This window comes from Streptomyces sp. NBC_00414 (assembly GCF_036038375.1).
Taxonomy (GTDB): domain Bacteria; phylum Actinomycetota; class Actinomycetes; order Streptomycetales; family Streptomycetaceae; genus Streptomyces.
The window spans coordinates 5,034,055-5,052,102 of the sequence record NZ_CP107935.1; the positions used below are offsets into that span (position 1 = coordinate 5,034,055).

Annotated in this window: 11 protein-coding genes, 1 tRNA gene and 1 riboswitch; of the genes, 5 read left to right on the forward strand and 7 right to left on the reverse strand. The window is 72.3% G+C overall.

Features of this window, described 5'->3' with window-relative positions; all coding sequences use genetic code 11:
- Positions 1-29: 29 nt before the first annotated feature.
- On the reverse strand, positions 30-3,500 hold the full coding sequence (locus OHS59_RS21710; protein ID WP_328495081.1) for a BTAD domain-containing putative transcriptional regulator: 3,471 nt from the start codon (positions 3,498-3,500) through the stop codon (positions 30-32).
- A 162-nt stretch (positions 3,501-3,662) separates the two neighbouring features.
- Entirely contained in the window at positions 3,663-5,753 is a 2,091-nt protein-coding gene (locus OHS59_RS21715; protein WP_328495082.1) for an asparagine synthase-related protein, read from the reverse strand.
- Positions 5,754-6,526: 773 nt separating this feature from the next.
- Here OHS59_RS21715 and OHS59_RS21720 point away from each other — a divergent pair.
- The 4 genes from OHS59_RS21720 (at position 6,527) to OHS59_RS21735 (ending at position 12,040) form a co-directional block, all read left to right on the forward strand.
- Positions 6,527-7,951, forward strand: a complete 1,425-nt coding sequence (locus tag OHS59_RS21720) for an MFS transporter (RefSeq protein WP_328495083.1) — start codon at positions 6,527-6,529, stop codon at positions 7,949-7,951.
- Positions 7,952-8,361: 410 nt separating this feature from the next.
- Entirely contained in the window at positions 8,362-9,573 is a 1,212-nt protein-coding gene (gene lhgO, locus OHS59_RS21725; RefSeq protein WP_328499302.1) for an L-2-hydroxyglutarate oxidase, read from the forward strand.
- A gap of 275 nt (positions 9,574-9,848) precedes the next feature.
- Positions 9,849-10,679 (forward strand): tRNA (guanosine(46)-N7)-methyltransferase TrmB, encoded by an 831-nt coding sequence (trmB, locus tag OHS59_RS21730; protein ID WP_328495084.1) that lies wholly within the window; start codon positions 9,849-9,851, stop codon positions 10,677-10,679.
- A 56-nt stretch (positions 10,680-10,735) separates the two neighbouring features.
- Complete coding sequence (locus tag OHS59_RS21735; protein ID WP_328495085.1) at positions 10,736-12,040, forward strand: PrsW family intramembrane metalloprotease; 1,305 nt, start codon at positions 10,736-10,738, stop codon at positions 12,038-12,040.
- 89 nt (positions 12,041-12,129) lie between these two features.
- On the opposite strand, the gene OHS59_RS21740 is transcribed toward OHS59_RS21735, so the two are convergent.
- The 5 genes from OHS59_RS21740 to OHS59_RS21760 all read right to left on the reverse strand — a co-directional run bounded on the left by OHS59_RS21740 (position 12,130) and on the right by OHS59_RS21760 (position 17,373).
- On the reverse strand, positions 12,130-13,074 hold the full coding sequence (locus tag OHS59_RS21740) for an aldo/keto reductase (protein WP_328495086.1): 945 nt from the start codon (positions 13,072-13,074) through the stop codon (positions 12,130-12,132).
- Between the two features lie 102 nt (positions 13,075-13,176).
- The gene (locus OHS59_RS21745) at positions 13,177-14,226 is read right to left on the reverse strand and encodes a M23 family metallopeptidase (RefSeq protein WP_443061479.1); all 1,050 of its coding nucleotides are present in this window, start codon (positions 14,224-14,226) and stop codon (positions 13,177-13,179) included.
- A gap of 11 nt (positions 14,227-14,237) precedes the next feature.
- Positions 14,238-14,395: riboswitch (cyclic di-AMP (ydaO/yuaA leader) on the reverse strand.
- A 339-nt stretch (positions 14,396-14,734) separates the two neighbouring features.
- On the reverse strand, positions 14,735-15,859 hold the full coding sequence (locus tag OHS59_RS21750) for a PP2C family protein-serine/threonine phosphatase (RefSeq protein ID WP_443061480.1): 1,125 nt from the start codon (positions 15,857-15,859) through the stop codon (positions 14,735-14,737).
- A gap of 204 nt (positions 15,860-16,063) precedes the next feature.
- Positions 16,064-16,137 (reverse strand) — tRNA-Met (locus tag OHS59_RS21755).
- A 96-nt stretch (positions 16,138-16,233) separates the two neighbouring features.
- A complete protein-coding gene (locus OHS59_RS21760) occupies positions 16,234-17,373 on the reverse strand; it encodes a dihydrofolate reductase family protein (RefSeq protein WP_328495088.1) in 1,140 nt (379 codons plus the stop codon).
- 103 nt (positions 17,374-17,476) lie between these two features.
- Between OHS59_RS21760 and OHS59_RS21765 the strand changes: the two genes are divergently transcribed.
- Positions 17,477-17,992, forward strand: a complete 516-nt coding sequence (locus OHS59_RS21765) for a MarR family winged helix-turn-helix transcriptional regulator (protein ID WP_328495089.1) — start codon at positions 17,477-17,479, stop codon at positions 17,990-17,992.
- Positions 17,993-18,048 lie beyond the last annotated feature (56 nt).

The window sequence follows — 18,048 nt, forward strand, 5'->3', positions numbered from 1 at the left end:
CAGCTGTCGGTGACGCCTCGGCCGATTCCTCAGGAACCGGCCGCCGCCGATGCCTCGGCCAGTTCCCTCAGGACGTCGTCCAGGGTGAGCGCGTCACCGGCGGCGCGCTCGGTGTCGTAGGCCTGACGGCCGAGCTCGGCCAGAGCCGTGGCCTCGACGCGTTCGAGGTCCACCCGCTCGGGCAGCGGGCGCGGATGGCCTTCGCGCCAGCGGGAGGCGACCGTGAGAACGCGGACCACGCGCGCGTGATCGCCGACATCCGACAGGACTCCCGCCGCCTGCTCGGCCAGCGTGGCGAGGACCACCTCGGCGCATCTCCCCGCCGCGGCCTCGCGCAGACCGGCGGCCAGTTTGCGCAGCCCGTGCCCGGGACCCGACTCGACGGCGGTGAGAATCCCGTCGACGCCGTTGAGCGCGGCGATGAACTGGGGCGGCGGTGTGCCCCGGGTCGTCTCCAGGCGGGCCGCCTCCCACAACTCGCGCGCCCGGCCGAACTCCCGGTCGTCGACCGCCATCTGCGCTCGCACGAGGAGGACGAACGCCCGTGAGTCCGGCACGGCGTAGCGATCGGCCGCGGCCGTCGCCTCGTCCAGGGCGCCGAGGGCGGCGGTCCGGTCGCCCTGCCGGTAGGCGATCTCGCCGAGCCGGGCGATGAGAAACGGCTTCTCCGCGTTCGCACCCACCTCGTGGGCGAGCCGCAGCGCCTCCTCGAACTCCCCCTTCGCCTCCTCGAACCGACCGCGTGCCATGGCGGTCTCGCCGCCCACCCCGCACACCTGGGCACGCATCCACCGGTCGCCGACGCGCCGGGAGACGGCCCGCAGCTCCTCGGTGTAGGCGTCGACGTACCGCATGCCGCCGGGCAGGTCGACGGCCACGTGCACACAGAACAACAGGGCGATGCCGACCTCCCACTCGCCGCCGTACGCACGGCAGTTGGCGAGCGAGGTCTCCATCGTGTCGCGCACGCCGCCGGTGTTGCCCGCGCTGTCGGTGTGGCCGAGGCCGTCGGTGCCTATCAGGAACCCGATCAGCGGCCAGAGGATGCCGGGGAAGCTCGCCGCGTCCGGGCCACCGCGCGCCAGCGTGTCCCGCAGCCACGTGACGTACTCCACCGTCCGCTCGTCCTTCAGCGGCACCTTCCCGAGCTCCGCCGCCAGGAAGAGCTGCAGCAGCCGCAGCTTGACGCGGGCCCGGTGCGGGGGATGGCCGTCCCCTCCTCGGCCCCGGGAATCGGGATGGGGATCGGCGAGGAAGGCCCAGGTGGGGTCGACTAGGTCGAGACCTGCCCCCAGGGGGTCGGTGGAGTCGAGAAGCGCCTCGGCGAGGGCGACGGTGTCGAGGTGGGTGCCCGCGGAACCGCTGGTGGGGCCGAGATCCTGACCGGTGGTGGAGGCGAGGTCCCGACCGGTGGTGGAGGCGTCGAGTGCCGCTCCCAGGCGCAGGACCCGGTTGGTCCAGGTCGCGCCCTCCCGGCGGAAGTTGCGCAGCCACCAGAACCAGCCCATGGCGAGAACCAGTGCCGCCGCCTCCGGCTCGTCCGCGGCGACGACGCTGCGGTGGAGGGCCGCGCGGATGTTGTCCAGGTCGCTCTCCAGGCGGCCGATCCACCGGAGCTGGTCGGCGGACCTGAGGAGCGGGTCCGCCTTCTCGACCAGCGCGCGGACCCACGCGCGATGCCGTCGCTCGGCCGCGGCACGCAGCTCGGGCGTTTCGGCGACGCGCTCCACGGCGTACTCGTGGATCGTCTCCAGCATGCGGTAACGCATCCCGCCGACGCCTGGCCGGCCGGGCGTCGCGACGACCAGGGACTTGTCGACGAGCGCTCCGACGATCTCGGCCACGGGCCCGCTGCACACGGCTTCCGCGGCCTCCAGGTCCCAGCCGCCCGCGAAGACGGAGACCTCGCGCAGGACGGTCCGCTCGGGCTCGTCGAGCAGGTCCCAGGACCAGTCGACGACCGCGCGCAGGGTCTGCTGGCGCGGCAGGACCGTACGGCTGCCGGAGGTGAGGAGGCGGAAGCGGTCGTCGAGGCGGTCGGCGATCTGGCGCGGGGTGAGCATCCGCAGCCGGGCGGCGGCCAGCTCGATGGCCAGGGGCAGACCGTCCAGGCGTCGGCAGATCTCGTCGACGGAGTCGTCGCCGGTGACGTCGCCGTCCGGGTTGGCCGCCGCGGCGCGCTCCCTGAAGAGGCGGTGAGCGGGGTCCGGGAGGAGGGGCTCGACCGGGCGCACGGACTCACCGGGGACTCCCAGGGGTTCACGGCTGGTGGCGAGGATCGTGAGGCCCGGGCAGTGGGTCAGGAGCGTCTCGGCCAGCTCGGCCGCCGCGTCGATGACGTGTTCGCAGTTGTCGAGGATCAGGAGCTGGCTGCGCGAGGCGCAGTGCTCGACGAGCAGGGCGACCGGATCGTCCTGCTGGCCTGCCATCTCGTGGGTCATCAGCGCGGTCTCCCGCAGACCGAGGGCGCTGACGACCGCGCCGGGCACCGCCTCCGGCCGGTCGAGCGGGGCGAGCTCGGCCAGCCAGGCCTGCGGATGTCCGGAGGCGGCCTCCTCGGCGAGGCGGGTCTTTCCTGAACCGCCCGGTCCGGTGAGCGTGACGAGGCGGGCCCTGTCCAGTTCGGAACGAATCGCGTCGAGTTCGGATTCCCGGCCCACGAACGAGTTCAACCGGGGACGGATGTTGCCCGCCGGCTCGGGCTGGGCGGGGGTGACGGCCGCGGACGTGGACGCGTACGGGCTGGGTGGAGGCGTGGAAGCGGGAGTAGGTGCGGGCGTGGGCTGTGGGTTCAGCAGTTGGGCGTGCAGGGCGCGCAGCTCCGGGCTGGGGTCCGTGCCCAGGCCGTCGGCGAGGGCACGGCGGGCCCTCTCGTACGCCGCCAGCGCGTCCGCCGGGCGGCCCGTGTCACGCAGGGCCCGGACGAGGAGGGCGTGCAGCGATTCGTCGTACGGGTGGATCTCGGTGAGCGCCGTCAGCTCCGGTACGGCCTCGTGGGCGTGGCCGTCGCGCAGATCCGCCTCCACGCGCGCGCGTGTCGCCTCCTGGCGGAGGGACTCGGGGCGGGTCGCGGCGGTGGCGCGGTCGGGGAGGTCGGCCAGGGCCGGGCCCCGCCACAGGCCCAGGGCCTCGCGGAGGATCCGGGCGGCGGCGGCAGGCTCCTCGGCCAGGCGGGCCCTGCCCTCCCGGACCAGGCGCTCGAAGACGAACAGGTCCACGTCCTCGGGGGTGGCGTCGAGGCGATAGCCGCCCGGCTCCGAGGTGACGGCGTCCTTGCCCAGGGCTCGGCGCAGGCGGCCCACGAGGGCCTGGAGGGCGGCGGGGGCGTCGTTCGGGGGGTTGTCCGGCCAGACCTCTTCGATGAGGGTCTGCGGGGGTGTGGGGCGGGGTGTTCGGAGGGCCAGGGCCGTGAGGAGTGCGCGCAGGCGGGGGCCACTCAGGGGGAGGGTGCCGCCCTGGTCGTCCGTGGCCTGGGTGACGCCCAGAATTTTGTACCGCACGGGGGCATTGTCGCCGGTGCGGTGGGGGTGGGCGGGAGCTTTTGGTCGCCCCCGCCGCCCCTACCCGTTCCCGTCACTGACCTGAGGGCTGCGCCCCAGACCCCCATCGCGCTGAACGCGTTCGTCCTCAAACGCCGGACGGGCTGAAAGGTGAAGCCCTTCCTACCTGCCCGCGCCCGCTCCCAGCGCCCCCCGTTGCGGACGGATCCCCTCCGGGACGGCGCGTTGGCGGGCCGGGGTGCCTGTCCAGCAGGTTCCGCGGCGGTCCAGGAGGCGGCGGAGCCACAGTTCCAGGGAGACCAGGTCGGCGAGGCCCTCCAGGGGCAGGGGCTCGCCGTCGGCCGCCGCCCGGAGGGCCTTGCGGACGACGCGGGCCTCGACCAGGCCCGCCTGGGCGAGGAGAGGCGTGTCGAAGAGGGCGACCAGTTCGTCCACGGCGACCCGCAGCCCGGTGCGGGCGGCTGCGGTCGAGGACGCGTGGGAGGGGGCGCCCCAGCCGGGCGGCAGGTCGGCCACCCCGGCCCCCTCCAGGACCGTACGGAGGATCTCGGCCCGCGCCCCCGGCAGGACGCGCAGCGCCTCGGGAAGGGCACGGCACGCGCGTACGACCTGGTTGTCGAGGAACGGCGCGTGCAGTCGCTGGAAGCGGACCTCCGCGGCCTGCTCCAGGATCCGGAGGTCCGCGGCGTGCCTGGTGAGCGCGGAACGGGCTCGGAAATCGCCCGGCCGTTGACCGGGACCGATGCTCGCGCGGGTCGTCGCGCCCGTCAGGCGAACCGATACTTCAGCGAGGGCCTCACCGGTCAGCCAGCGCGCGGCGGGACCCGGTCTGGCCCACGTGAGCGCGGCGAGGGACGCGCCTACGGCGCCTGCCGGTTCGTCGAACCGCTTGTGCAGCAACTGGTCGGCCAGGCCGTCGACGCCTGCCAGGTAGGGCGTACGGGACAGCTTGCGCGCCGCGCCGTACACCCGCGCGGGGACCATGACGGAGCCGTCGGCCTTCGTGAGCGCCGCCACCGGACGCACCAGGTGGCGTCGTTTGCGGTCCATGAGCAGGTCCGCGAGGCGGGCCGGGTGTGCGTCCAGTACCTGTCGGGCGCCGTATCCCGTGAAGTGGTCCGCGCTGCCGGAGGCCAGGCGCGCGCGATGGCGGGCGGCCGTCACCAGGGAGGGGCCCGGCTCGTCGGTCAGCGGGCCCTCCAAATCGGCGTAGGGGAGGACCTCTTCGCCGCCGGCCACCACGACGTGGTGCAGGCGCGGGTTGGCGGCGAGCGTGCCGGCCCGTTCCAGTTCGGCCTCCCGGCCCTTCACCACCATGTCGTTGAAGGTGACTGCGAGGAGGCGTTCACCGGCGCCCGTGCCGTGCCCGAGGACGGTGCCGGGGGCGCCGGGCAGGCCGGCGGCGAGCAGGGCGAGCGTGCCGGAAGCGGGTCCTCCGGAGAGGTCGGCCCCGATGCCGGGCACGGGCATCCCGCGTGCGGCGCGCCGCTCGGCGGGCCCCATGCCGGGGACGGGTCCAGGGTCTATGTCGGCTCCCGGTACGTGCCTGGGGGCGGCGAGCCGGGTGCGTACGGCCTCCACGAGCGCGTCCCGGACGCCGTCCACCGCGCTGTCGGCGTCGGCGATGGGGGCCGCGACGGCGAGGGAGGCCACCGGCTCGTACCCGGCGATCTCCCGCGCCCCGGCGCGCAGGATCAGCGCGTGCCCCGGCGGAATGCGCCGCACGCCTTCGTAGGGGGTCGAGTCCTGGAGGGCGGCCGGTACGTCGGGAGCCGCGAGCAGGGCCGCCAGATGCCCGAAGTCGAGGTTTGCCTCGATGAGGTCGGCGAGGGGCAGGGCGGCGGTCGCGTAGGCCGTACCGCTGGCCCATGGTGTGTAGAACACCGGCCTTACGCCTGCCAGATCGCCGCAGACCATGACCCGTCGGCCCACCTGGACGACGGCCGTGTAGCTGCCGGACCAGGCCGTCAGATGCCGAAGTGCCCCGCCTCGCGCGGCGAACAGGCCCACGCGCAGTTCCTCGTCGGAGGCGCCGCAGGTACCGAGCACCGCCATCCGGTTCTGGTCGTCGGCCTTGACGACGCGCACCTCGTCGGGGCGCCAGTCGCCGACCGCCCAGAGCGGATCGGGGTCACCCCACAGGAGCTGGGACCCGACCGGATGCACCGTCTCCCCGTCGCCGCCGGTCGCACCCGCCGAACCGATCTCAGGCGCACGAGCGGCGGTGCTGCTCCATCCCACCAACCATCGCATCGCCGCCTCCACAGGCTGTGGACAACCAGTGCACCGCACGAACCGGTCACCATGCTGCCACGAAGAAAGCGCGCCGGAGGGCCGACGGGGCCGCTTGCGCTCCCCGGAGTGCGCCCCTTGGAGATGCCCCATCGGCGGTGAACTCACGCGCGATGAAAGGCGATCGCCGAGAATTGACTCAGGGGCTACGACGTGAATGCGCCCCCGATACGCTCCCCAAAAACACCCAACGCGCCCTCAAGTACCGTGGTAGACGCGGTTTTTGACCCAGGAAGGCAGGGGCGACATTCAGCCAAATCGGGGATGGACAGACAGCGGTGCACACGCTCCGTACAGGCCGTGCGCAATGCACAGTCCGGGAGGCGGACTCCGCCTCCCGGACCGGTCCGCCGCCCGCGGGGATGTAGGCGGCGGTGTCCCCCAGCCCACTGGATCCAGTACAGCGGGCCGACCCACGCAACATCCATGGAAGCGCTCCCCCGTTGGCCGGAGAAGAGCGCACGGACGGGCGCACTGCCACACAGCGGGAGCACGACACGACGCTCCGTGCTGACCCGCGGACCACAATCCCGCCATCCGGAACAATGCCCCTTAACGCTTGGGATGCGGCGAACTACCCTGTGTTTGCCTGTGTTTTCGCGGGAGGCATATTCCTGAGGGCTCAGCCACGTGCTTTTGCGGGTGAGGTTCCAGGGGCTGGCACCCGGGGAGACACAGCACGAATGCCGCGTGGCTGAACCCGCGCGGCAGCCGTCTGTGTCGAGGGGTGGCGCATGTCCAGGGAGCAACGCGGGCCGAACGAAAAACTCGGCACCGTTCTCGCCCTCGCGGGAATCAGCAACGCAGGACTCGCGCGTCGCGTCAACGATCTTGGCGCTCAACGCGGGTTGACTCTTCGCTACGACAAGACGTCGGTGGCGCGCTGGGTGTCGAAAGGCATGGTGCCGCAAGGTGCCGCGCCGCACCTCATCGCCGCTGCCATCGGCCAGAAACTCGGCCGCCCGGTGCCGCTCCACGAGATCGGCCTGGCGGACGCGGATCCCGCACCCGAGGTGGGCCTCGCCTTCCCCCGCGACGTAGGACAGGCCGTGCGGTCGGCGACGGATCTGTACCGCCTCGACCTCGCCGGACGCCGGGCGGGCTCCGGCGGCATCTGGCAGTCCCTCGCCGGATCGTTCGCGGTGAGCGCGTACGCGACCCCCGCCTCCCGTTGGCTGATAACCCCGGCCGACAGCTCGGTGGCACGGGACGCCGGCCCGCTGGAGGGTTCCGGAGCACCGCTGAAAGTCGGCCACAGCGACGTACTGAAGCTGCGGGAGGCCGCCGAGGACGCCAGGCGCTGGGACTCCAAGTACGGAGGCGGCGACTGGCGTTCGTCCATGGTGCCGGAGTGTTTACGGGTCGAGGCGGCACCGCTGCTCCTGGGCTCGTACTCGGACGAGGTCGGCCGCGCCCTCTTCGGAGCGAGCGCCGAACTCACCCGCCTCGCCGGCTGGATGGCCTTCGACACGGGCCAGCAGGAAGCCGCGCAGCGCTACTACATCCAGGCCCTTCGCCTGGCCCGCGCGGCGGCGGACGTGCCGCTCGGCGGTTACGTACTGGCCTCCATGTCCCTCCAGGCGACCTACCGCGGCTTCGGCGACGAGGGCGTGGACCTCGCGCAGGCCGCCTGCGAACGTAACCGCGGCCTGGCCACCGCCCGCACGATGAGCTTCTTCCGCCTGGTCGAGGCGCGGGCCCACGCGCGCGCGGGTGACGCCCACGCGGCCGGCGGCGCCCTGAAGGCGGCCGAGGGCTGGCTGGAGCGCGCCCGGGACGGCGACCAGGACCCGTCCTGGCTCGGCTTCTACTCGTACGACCGTTTCGCCGCCGACGCGGCGGAGTGCTACCGCGACCTGAAGGCTCCGCGCCAGGTCCGCCGCTTCACGGAGCAGGCCCTGTCGAAGCCGACGGAGGAGTTCGTACGCTCCCACGGGCTGCGCCTGGTGGTGTCGGCGGTCGCCGAACTCGAATCGGGCAATCTGGACGCGGCGTGCGAGCAGGGGGTGCGGGCGGTGGAGGTTGCCGGGCGCATCTCTTCCGCGCGCACCACCGAGTACGTGAAGGACCTCCTTCACCGCCTGGAGCCATACGGGGACGAGCCGCGGGTCGTGGAGCTACGGGAGCGGGCCAGGCCGCTGCTCATGGCACCGGCCTAGTGGTTGAGGCTTCCTTCGCGGCTGCGTGGCTGGGGTGGTTTCGTGGCTGCGGGTGCGCTGGGGCTGGTTGCGCAGTTCCCCGCGCCCCCGAGGACATGTGGCCGCGGTGGTCCTGTAGCTGCGGGTGCGTCGTGGCTGAGCGCGCAGTTCCCCGCGCCCCTAAAAAAGACGGGCGCCCCCAACCTCAATCGGTACCCGCACCCGCACCCCGGTCGTGACTGGCACCACGAAGGCGACCGGCACCACGAACACGACCGATGCCCATGACTGTCAATGACTGTCAATGACTGTCAATGATGACGTCGGGTGGGTGCGGATGGGGTTCGTCTGAATCGGTGGTTTGAAGGCGTTGTCAGTGGCGCAGTGCACTATCGGAGGTGGCTGAGTCGGAAGCGGAGGTGGACGGGCGGATGGTGCGGGAGATCGCTTACGACTGTGACGTGCTCGTGATCGGCGGCGGGATCGTCGGTCTGTCGACGGCGTATGCGATCACGCGTGCCGCGCCGGGCACGCGCGTGACGGTGCTGGAGAAGGAGCCCGGCCCGGCCCGGCACCAGACGGGACGCAACAGCGGCGTGATCCACAGCGGTATCTACTACCGCCCGGGATCCCTGAAGGCACAGTTCGCGGCGCGGGGCGCGGCCGAGATGGTCAAGTTCTGCACGGAGTACGACATCGCCCACGCGGTGACCGGCAAGCTGATCGTCGCCACGGAGCGGGACGAGCTCCCCCGCCTGCACGCACTCGTACAGCGCGGCCGGGAGAACGGCATTCCGGTGCGGGAGCTGGGTGCCGGCCAGATCGGCGAGTACGAACCGGAAGTACGGGGCCTCGCCGCGATCCACGTCGCCACGACCGGGGTGTGCGACTTCGTCGGGGTGGCCCGACAGCTCGCGAGCGCCTCCGGGGCCCAGATCCGCTACGGCACGAAGGCCGCGTACATCGACCGCCGCCCCGACCTCGGCGTGGCCGTCCGCACGGACGACGGCACGGTCGTCCGCGCCCGCGTCCTGGTCAACTGCGCCGGCCTCCACTGCGACGAGATCGCCCGCCTCGCAGGCGACGAGCCCGAGATGCGCATCGTCCCCTTCCGCGGCGAGTACTACACCCTGGCCCGCCCCGACCTGGTCCGCGGCCTCGTCTACCCCGTCCCGGACCCCGCGTTCCCCTTCCTGGGGGTCCACCTCACCCGCGGCATCGACGGCAGCGTCCACATCGGCCCGAACGCGGTCCTGGCCCTGGCCCGCGAGGGCTACGACTGGCGTACGGTCCGCCCCCGCGAACTGGGCTCGACCCTCGCCTGGCCCGGTTCCTGGCGCATAGCCCGCCGCCACTGGCGCTACGGCACCGGAGAACTGCACCGCTCGGTCTCCAAGGCAGCCTTCACCCACGCGGTCCGCCGCCTGCTCCCCGCGGTGACCCCCGACGACCTGGTCCCGGCATCCGCGGGCGTCCGCGCCCAGGGGGTCATGCGCGACGGCACCCTGCTGGACGACTTCCTGATCCAGGAGGGCCCCCGCACGGTCCACGTACTGAACGCCCCGTCCCCCGCGGCCACGGCCTCCCTCCCCATCGGCCGGGAAATAGCCCAGAGAGCCCTCAAGTCCCTGGCAACCACCTGACGCGTACGCGGACCCTCCGTACGGGCGGACCCTCCCCGAACGGGCGGAACCCTCGTACCGGCGGAAGGGGCCGTGCCGGTACGTCGCAGTCCGCCGCGTAGCTCTTCCGAACATGCCCTGCCCTGTCAGCAGAGTTCCGTATGCCCGGGGGCGGCGGACTCGACGTACCGGCACGGCCCCGACCCACCACGTACCCGCACCACCCCGACCCGCCCCGACCCGCTCCGCCCCCGACCCACGACGGACAGCCCCCCGACCCGTAAAATCGACACACTGTGTCTGACTCATCCAGAACCCCCCGCCCCAGAAACGAACCTCGCTTCCCCGACGGCCCCCAGCCCGACCCGGCAGGCTCGCACTTCGAGCGACGGATCCGCAGCTTCCAGCCCCGCCGCAGCCGCGTCACCCAGGGCCAGGCGGACGCGTTGCAGCGGCTGTGGCCCAAGTGGGGCCTGGACATCGACGGACAGCGGACCCTCGACCTCCCCGAACTCTTCGCGGCCGACATCCCGGTCGTCCTGGAGATCGGCTTCGGCATGGGCGAGGCGACGGCCCGCATGGCCGCCGACGATCCCGGCACCGGCATCCTCGCCGTGGACGTCCACACCCCGGGCCAGGGCAACCTCCTGAACCTCGCGGACCAGGCAGGCCTGTCCAACATCCGCGTGGCCAACGGCGACGCCGTCATCCTGCTCCGCGAGATGCTGGCACCGGACTCCCTCGCCGGCCTGCGCGTCTACTTCCCGGACCCCTGGCCCAAGAAGCGCCACCACAAGCGGCGCCTGATCCAGCCGGAGTTCCTCACCCTCGCCGCGTCCCGCCTCCGCCCCGGCGCACTGCTGCACTGCGCGACGGACTGGGAGCCGTACGCGGAGGTGATGCTCGAAGTCCTCACCGCGCACCCGGACTTCGAGAACACCCAGCCCGCCACACCAGCCACTCCGGACAGCCTCACGACTCCCGACAGCCCCACAAACGGCTACGCGCCCCGCCCCGATTTCCGCCCCCTGACCCGCTTCGAGTCCCAGGGCCTGGACAAGGGTCACGTGGTGAACGATCTCCTGTTCCGCCGCGTACCGCATGGCACGGACAGCACGGGCACCTGAGCCCCCGGAAGGGGCGCTCTCGCGGGCCACGCCCCTCCCTCGTTAGGGTTTTTGTCATGGCCACCAGCCCCCCACCCCCGACACCCCCCGGCTTCCCCGCCGGAGGCGCCCGTCGGCACGCACACTGGTGGAAGCGCAAGTGGGTGCGCTACGCCGCGCTGACCACCCTGCTCACCCTGTCGGGCCTCGTCATCCTGGCCCTCGTCCGCAAACAGACCGGCACGGAGGGCTTCCTGGTGGGCCTCGGCCTCGCCGTGCTGCCCGTCCCGCTCCTGGTCGCCGCGTTCCGCTGGCTGGACCGGGTCGACCCGGGGCCCTGGAGAAACCTGCTCTTCTCGTTCGCCTGGGGTGCCTGCGCGGCCGCGCTGATAGCCATCGTCGCGAACAGTTTCGCGACGCAGTGGATAGCGACGACCACCGCGGACCCGTCCCACGCGGACACCCTCGGCGCCACCGTGATAGCTCCGATCGTCGAGGAGTCGGCGAAGGCCGCGGCGGTCCTGCTCGTCTTCCTGTTCCGCAGACGGGACTTCACGGGGATAGTCGACGGCGTGGTGATAGCGGGCGTCACGGCGACCGGCTTCGCGTTCACCGAGAACATCCTCTACCTGGGCACGGCCTTCGGCACGGACCAGCTGACGGGCGACACCGGCATCTTCTCCGTCACGGCGGCGACCTTCTTCGTACGCGTGATCATGTCGCCCTTCGCGCATCCGCTGTTCACCGTGCTGACGGGCATCGGCTTCGGCATCGCGGCGCTCTCGGCGGAGCGCCACCAGGTGCGCCGCGTCCTCCTCCCCATCGTCGGGCTGCTGCTCGCGATGGGCATGCACGCGATGTGGAACGGCTCGTCGGCCTTCGGCGAGTACGGCTTCTTCGCGGTCTACGCGGCCTTCATGGTCCCGTCCTTCGGGCTGCTGACCTGGCTGGCCGTCTGGACCCGGCAGCGCGAACTGGGCACGGTCCGCACGGAACTGCCCTCGTACGCGGTGGCCGGCTGGCTGGCCGCACCCGAGCCGTTCGTACTGGGCTCGATGAAGGCGCGGCGGCTGGCCCGGGAGTACGCCACCCATCACGGCGGGCGGGACGCGGGGCGGGCGGTGGCGGAGTACGAGGCGTACGCGACCTCGCTGGCGTTCCTGCGGCACCGGGGGCGGCGGGGGCGTGCGGGTGCCGACTTCGCCGTGCGGGAGCGGGAGCTGCTCCACGAGCTGTGGGCCCGTCGGGAGCCGGCTCGGCCGGCCCTCGCGTATGCGGCGCGGGCCACGGCTTCGTCGGGGCCGGTGCCTGTGCCTGTGCCCTGGCCGGGCTATGGGTATCCGCCGCAGGGGTATCCGGCGTACAACCCGTACCGCTCCTGAGCCCTTGGCTGGTCGCGCCGTTCCCCGCGCCCCCAAGAGCCAAAGACTGCGCCGTTCCCCGCGCCCCTAAGAGAACGCGGTGTCGGCGCTCACTCAGACGCGCGGGTCAGTTTGGTGAGGTCGTTGTCCGTCAGGGCGAGGTCTGCCAGGGCCAGTAGGGCCGGGAGTTGTGACGGTGTGCGGGCGCTGGCGAGGGGGACGGCGACCGTGGGGCGGGAGGCCAGCCAGCCCAGGGCCACGGTCGCGACCTCGACCCCCCGCTCCTGCGCGACCTCGTCGAGCGCGGCCAGCACCCGCCGCCCCCGCTCGGACTGAAGGTGCTTGCCCGCCGAACCGGCCCGGGGACTGTCGACCTCGGCACCGGGCCGGTACTTGCCGGTGAGGAAGCCCGAGGCGAGCCCGTAATACGGTACGGCGGCCAGTCCGCCCCGCGAGGCGACGTCCCGCAGCGGACCCTCGTACGTGTCACGGGAGACGAGGCTGTACTGGGCCTGCAGCGCCACGTACCGCGGAAGACCCTCGCGGTCGGAGACGTCCAGGGCCTCCTGGAGCCGCTCGGGAGAGATGTTGGACGCGGCGATCGCGCGTACCTTGCCGGAGCGTACGAGTTCGTCCAGGGCCCCGAGGAACTCCTCGACCGGCACGGACGGATCGTCGTAGTGGGTGTAGTAGAGGTCGATGTGATCCGTCCGCAGACGGCGCAGCGACGCCTCGGCGGCCGCCTTCACGTTGACCGGGGACAGCCCCTTGTACGAGGGGTGGGCGCCGGCCTTCGTGGCGATGAGGACGTCGGCGCGGTTGCCGCGCGCGGTCAGCCAGTCGCCGATGACGGTCTCGGACTCACCGCCCGAGTTGCCCGGCGCCCAGGCCGAGTACGCGTCGGCGGTGTCCACGAAGTTCCCGCCGGCGGCCGTGTAGGCGTCGAGCACGGCGAAGGACGCGGCCCGGTCGGCGGTCCAGCCGAAGACGTTGCCGCCGAGGGCGATCGGAAAGACTTCGAGGTCGGAAGAGCCCAGCGCGCGAAGAAGCGTCATACGGGAATCAACGGCCAAACCGGACGGCCGTATTCCACAATTCCACAGATACGACCGCTGGATACAACCGATGGATACAACCGCTCCCGGGGGAGGAGCGGTTTACGGGTTGAGGCCCTTGCCGCGCAGCCAGGCCATCGGGTCGATGCCGGTGCCGCCGCTGGTGTGGACCTCCAGGTGGAGGTGCGCCCCGGTGACGTTGCCGGTCGCGCCGACCCGGCCGATGACGTCGCCCGTGCTGACCTTCTGCCCGACGCTGACGCCGATCGACGACTGGTGGGCGAACCACAGCTCCGTGCCGTCGTCGAGCGTGAGGACCGTGCGGTAGCCGTACGAACCGCTCCAGCCGGCCTCGGTGATCGTGCCGCTGTGAATGGCCTTGATCGGGGTACCCGTGGGAGCGGCGAAATCCAGACCCGTGTGCTGACCGGAGGACCACAGCGAGCCGGACTGCCCGAAGGTGGAGGTGATCGTGTACGAGGAGGTGGGCAGTGTGAACTGCTTGGCGAGCGTGGCGAGGCGCGCGGCCTCGGCCTTCGCCTTGGCCTCCTCTTCCTTCTTTTCCTTCGCGGCGGCGGCCTTGGCCTTCGCCGCGTCCTGCTCCTTGGCCGCGAGCGTGGCGGCCTTCTTCGCGGCGGCGGCCTCGGCGGCCGCCTGGGCCTCGCGGTCGACCTGGTCCTGCTGGAGCTCGGCCTGGAGCATGATGCGCGAGCGCAGGGCCTCGCCGGCGTCGGCGTTGCCTTCCTCGGCGTCGGCCGCGGTGAGGCCGGCGGCGGTGAGCGCCGTGCTGGAACCCTCGGGGGCCTCTTCGTCGGAGATCAGCGAGCCGACGTTCGGCAGGTCGGGGATCGAGATCGACACCGGCGGCTTGCCGGTCTGCGCGGAGGCCATGCCGCCCGCGCCGACGGCGGCTATGACACCGACGCCCAGAACGGTGGAGCTGCGGGCGAGTCCCCCGCCACGCTGCTTGGCGACCCGGTGCTTGCCGCGGACGGGAACGACGGTGTCCGCGCTGGGATTCCAGGGCTCCCAAGTCTCGTCGTCCTTGCGGGCGCCGAAGGCGAAGGTGTCGGGCTTCTTCTCGCCCGAGGTCTCTCCCGCCACCTCGTCAGGCATGAACGAGGGTGTGGGGGCAGGCCTGTTGAACGCCACGTGGGCGCGCTCCTTTCCTTCCTTCTCGCCTACCGGGTTAGCTGACGGGTTCGGAGCAGGAAGGTCTCCTACGCGCGTCAACCGCGGTGTTCACCACCACGAAAGACACGCGATTCACCCCATGTAGGTGGTTCCCCGGTTCCCTTGCGGGATTCGGCGCGTGCGCACGGAGCCGTCTCTTGTGACGGCTGGGACACCGCGCTGCGTTATCGAACGTTAATAGACGCAGGCACCGGATTCCAAGCTGTTCTTGATGATCGTTACGGCTTCTGGCCTGGACTTAAACGCCGTGAGCGGGGTAAATCGGGCGAGTTGATCGCCATTCACGGATGTCAGTTTTGTTGACGGTGTGTCAGTTGTTATGCGTAGGGGCGTCGTTCGACTACTGCAGGTGATATACGCCTCGAAGGTCACCCCCGAAGGTCCCGCGTGACGCATCGCGGGGCACGACGCGCACCGCATCGCGCGCCGCGCACCGCATCGCGTGCCGCGGGGCGCGCGTCGCGCGTCACGGCCGCCGGACCGCGAGCAGCGCCATGTCGTCCGCGCCCCCGCCCCCCGTGTACCGGACGACGTCGTCCACCAGCTCGGCGAGCAGCGCGTCGGGCCCGGCGAAGACCCGTCCGGACAGTTGTCGCACGGGGTCGAAGAAGACACCCCGCCCGTCCCGGGCCTCGGAGAGCCCGTCCGTGTGGAAGAGCAGCATCGCCCCGCACGGGAACTCCTCCTCCTGCGCGCGGTCGGGCCAGGCACCCAGGTCACCCATCCCGAGGGGCAGCGCGGGCTCCGCCGCGTCGAGCGTGCGCACGGTTCCGTCGCCGCGCAGCAGGAGCGGCCCGGGATGGCCGCGGTTGACGAGGCGTACGCCCTGGGCGCCGTGCGGGATCTCGGCGAGCACGGCGGTGATGAAGCCCTCGAAGACCTCGACGCTGTCGCGCCGCACCCCCTCGCGCATCAGCGACCGTTCGAGCCGCTGGGCGACCGCCTCCAGCGTGGTCTCCTGTTCGGCGGCCTCCCGGAAGGCCCCGATGACGACGGCCACGGCGCCGACCGCACCCATGCCCTTCCCTCGGACGTCGCCCACGACGAGCCGTACGCCGTGCGGGGTGTCCTGCACGGCGTAGAGGTCGCCGCCGATGAGCGCGTCGGTCTGCGCCGCCACGTATCTGACCGCGAGTTCGAGGCCGCCGGTCCGCGCGGCGGGTTCGGGCAGTACGGCCCGTTGGGCGGCCTCGGCGATCTCGTGCGCGGAGGCCAGGCGGGCGTTGCCCAGGCTCACGAGCCGGTTGATGACGACGGCGAGGCAGGCGACCACGGCCACGGTCGCGATCTCGGTGATCCCGCTCGCGTCGAGGGCGAACCGCAGGGTGACGAGGGTCATGGCCGCCGTCCCCACGACGCCCGTCCACACGGTGGCGCCGAGCGACAGCAGAGGTGCGGCGACGAGCGAGGCGGCCGTGAGGAAGGGGGCCGCGGTGAAGTACTGCGGGGTGAGGACGTCGTAGAGGACACCCGCGACGATCAGCAGGGCCGGCAGCACGCGGACGGAGGCGCGGGTGTACGAGACGCTCCGCCTCTCCGGCGGCTCGACGGAACCCGGCGCCCGCCGTCCGTCCGCTCGACGCCCGTCCACGTGTCTCCTGCCCTAGACCCCGGTCCGTCCAGAGTTCCGAGACCGGGGCCGGGGGGCGAGCGGACGGGGACCGGCCGGGTGAGCGCCGCCCCGTCGTGCACGAGGCCGTGCACGTCCTGGCTGTATGCAGCCAGTCTGTGTACGTCATACGTCCTGAAAACACCTGAGGCCGGAATCCATTGGATTCCGGCCTCAGGCCTTCAGTAGCGGGGACAGGATTTGAACCTGCGACCTCTGGGTTATGAGCCCAGCGAGCTACCGAGCTGCTCCACCCCGCGTCGTTGAGACCACTGTACGCCATTCGCGGGACCCGACGCACACGGGTAAACGGCCGGGCCCGGCCGACGGCCCGGCCGGGCCGCTCGGCGGACGGCTCAGCCCAAGTGCCGGTTGGGCGCCTTCGCCGCGTCCTCGTACTCCGGGAGTACGAGGACATCGGCGCCCTCCGCGGCGAGCAGACCGTTCCCGTCCGCGGCGGCCACGAACGTGTCGGGCTCGCGCCAGGCGGTGACGACCCGGCGCACGCCCGCGTCGAGGATCAGCCGGGCGCAGGGCGCGGGCCGCGAGGCGCGGCGGGCGCAGGGTTCCAGGCTGCTGTAGACCGTGGCGTCCCGGAGCCGGGGGTCGCCCGGCTCGATCTTGGCGAGGGCGGCCTCCTCGGCGTGCGAGACGGGGTCGGACTCACGGGAGTACCCGCGGGCCAGCTCCGTGCCGTCGGCCGCGACGACGACCGCGCCGACGCTGAAGGCGGTCCGCGAGGGCGGGCAGTCGGCGGCCAGTTCGCAGGCGAGCCGCAGCCATCGGCGGTCGGCGGCGGAGGGAACGGGTCCGGTGCCGGGCGCGGTGGGCACGTACCGCATGAGCACCACGTCTCCCACGGGCCGGGTCTCGATCAGCCGCAGCCGGTTGCGGGGGCCGCCGGGGTATTCGCCGGGCCCGAACAGCGTCGGCGCGTGCGGCTGCCCCACCACGAGGGGCGCGAGGGCGAGCTGCAGTTCGTCGGCGAGGCCCTGCTGGAGGAGCTGGGTGTGGACCCGGCCGCCGCCCTCGACCATGAGCCGCCGTACGCCCCGTACGTCGTGGAGGTGGGTGAGGACGGCCCGCCAGTCCAGGTCGGCCCCCACGGGGACGACGTCGACACCCAGCCCGTACAGGGCCTCGGCGGCCACCGGGGCGCCCTCGTCGGACGTATAGACGATCTTCTCGCCGCCGGTGGACCAGAAGTTGGCGGCGGGGTCCAGGTCGCCGGTGCCGCTGACGGTGACCTTCAGCGGGTACTCGGGGCGGCCAGCGGCGACACGGGCGGCGCGCCGCTCGGCGGAGTTGACGAGGAGGCGGGGGTTGTCGGCGCGCAGGGTGCCCGCGCCGACCAGGATGGCGTCGGACTCGGCCCGCACCTCGTCGACCCGGTCGAAGTCGGCCGGGCCGGAGAGCAGCAGCCGTTCGGGGCCGGTGTCGTCCAGGCGGCCGTCGAGGGAGACGGCGGCGGACAACAGGACGTAGGGGTGGGGCATGGACGCCCTTTCTTTCACGGTGCCCGGCCGGGGGCACTCACGTCGCCCGGCCGGGGCGGGGCCTGCGCTTGGTTCAAGTTTGAAGCAAACTTACACTGGAGGCATGACGACCCGCTGGCTCGCCCCCGAGGAGCAGCGCGCCTGGCGCGCCTACATCGCCGCCTCCCATCTTCTGGAGGACGCGATCGACCGGCAGCTCCAGCAGGAGGCCGGCATGCCGCACCTCTACTACTCCATCCTGGCCAACCTCTCCGAGGCACCGGACCGCCGGCTGCGCATGACCGATCTCGCCGAGCGGACGAAGATCACCCGCAGCCGTCTGACGTACGCGGTGACCCGTCTGGAGAAGGACGGGGCGGTACGCCGCGAGGGGTGCCCCAGTGACAAGCGGGGCAGTATCGCGGTCCTGACCGACGACGGTATGGCACTGCTGGAGCGGACGGCGCCCGGCCACGTGGAGACGGTGCGCGCGACCCTCTTCGACCACCTCACTCCGGAGCAGGTGGGGCAGCTGGAGGAGATCTTCGCGGGTGTCGCGCGGGGCCTGCAGGGCGACGACCCGCAGGCGGCCCCGGACGACGTCCCGTGGCGCCGCCGCTCGTCGGGACCGTGCGCCTAGGGCCTCCCGCACCCCGCGACACATCTCTCCGAGCTACCCCTGATCCACCCTCGACC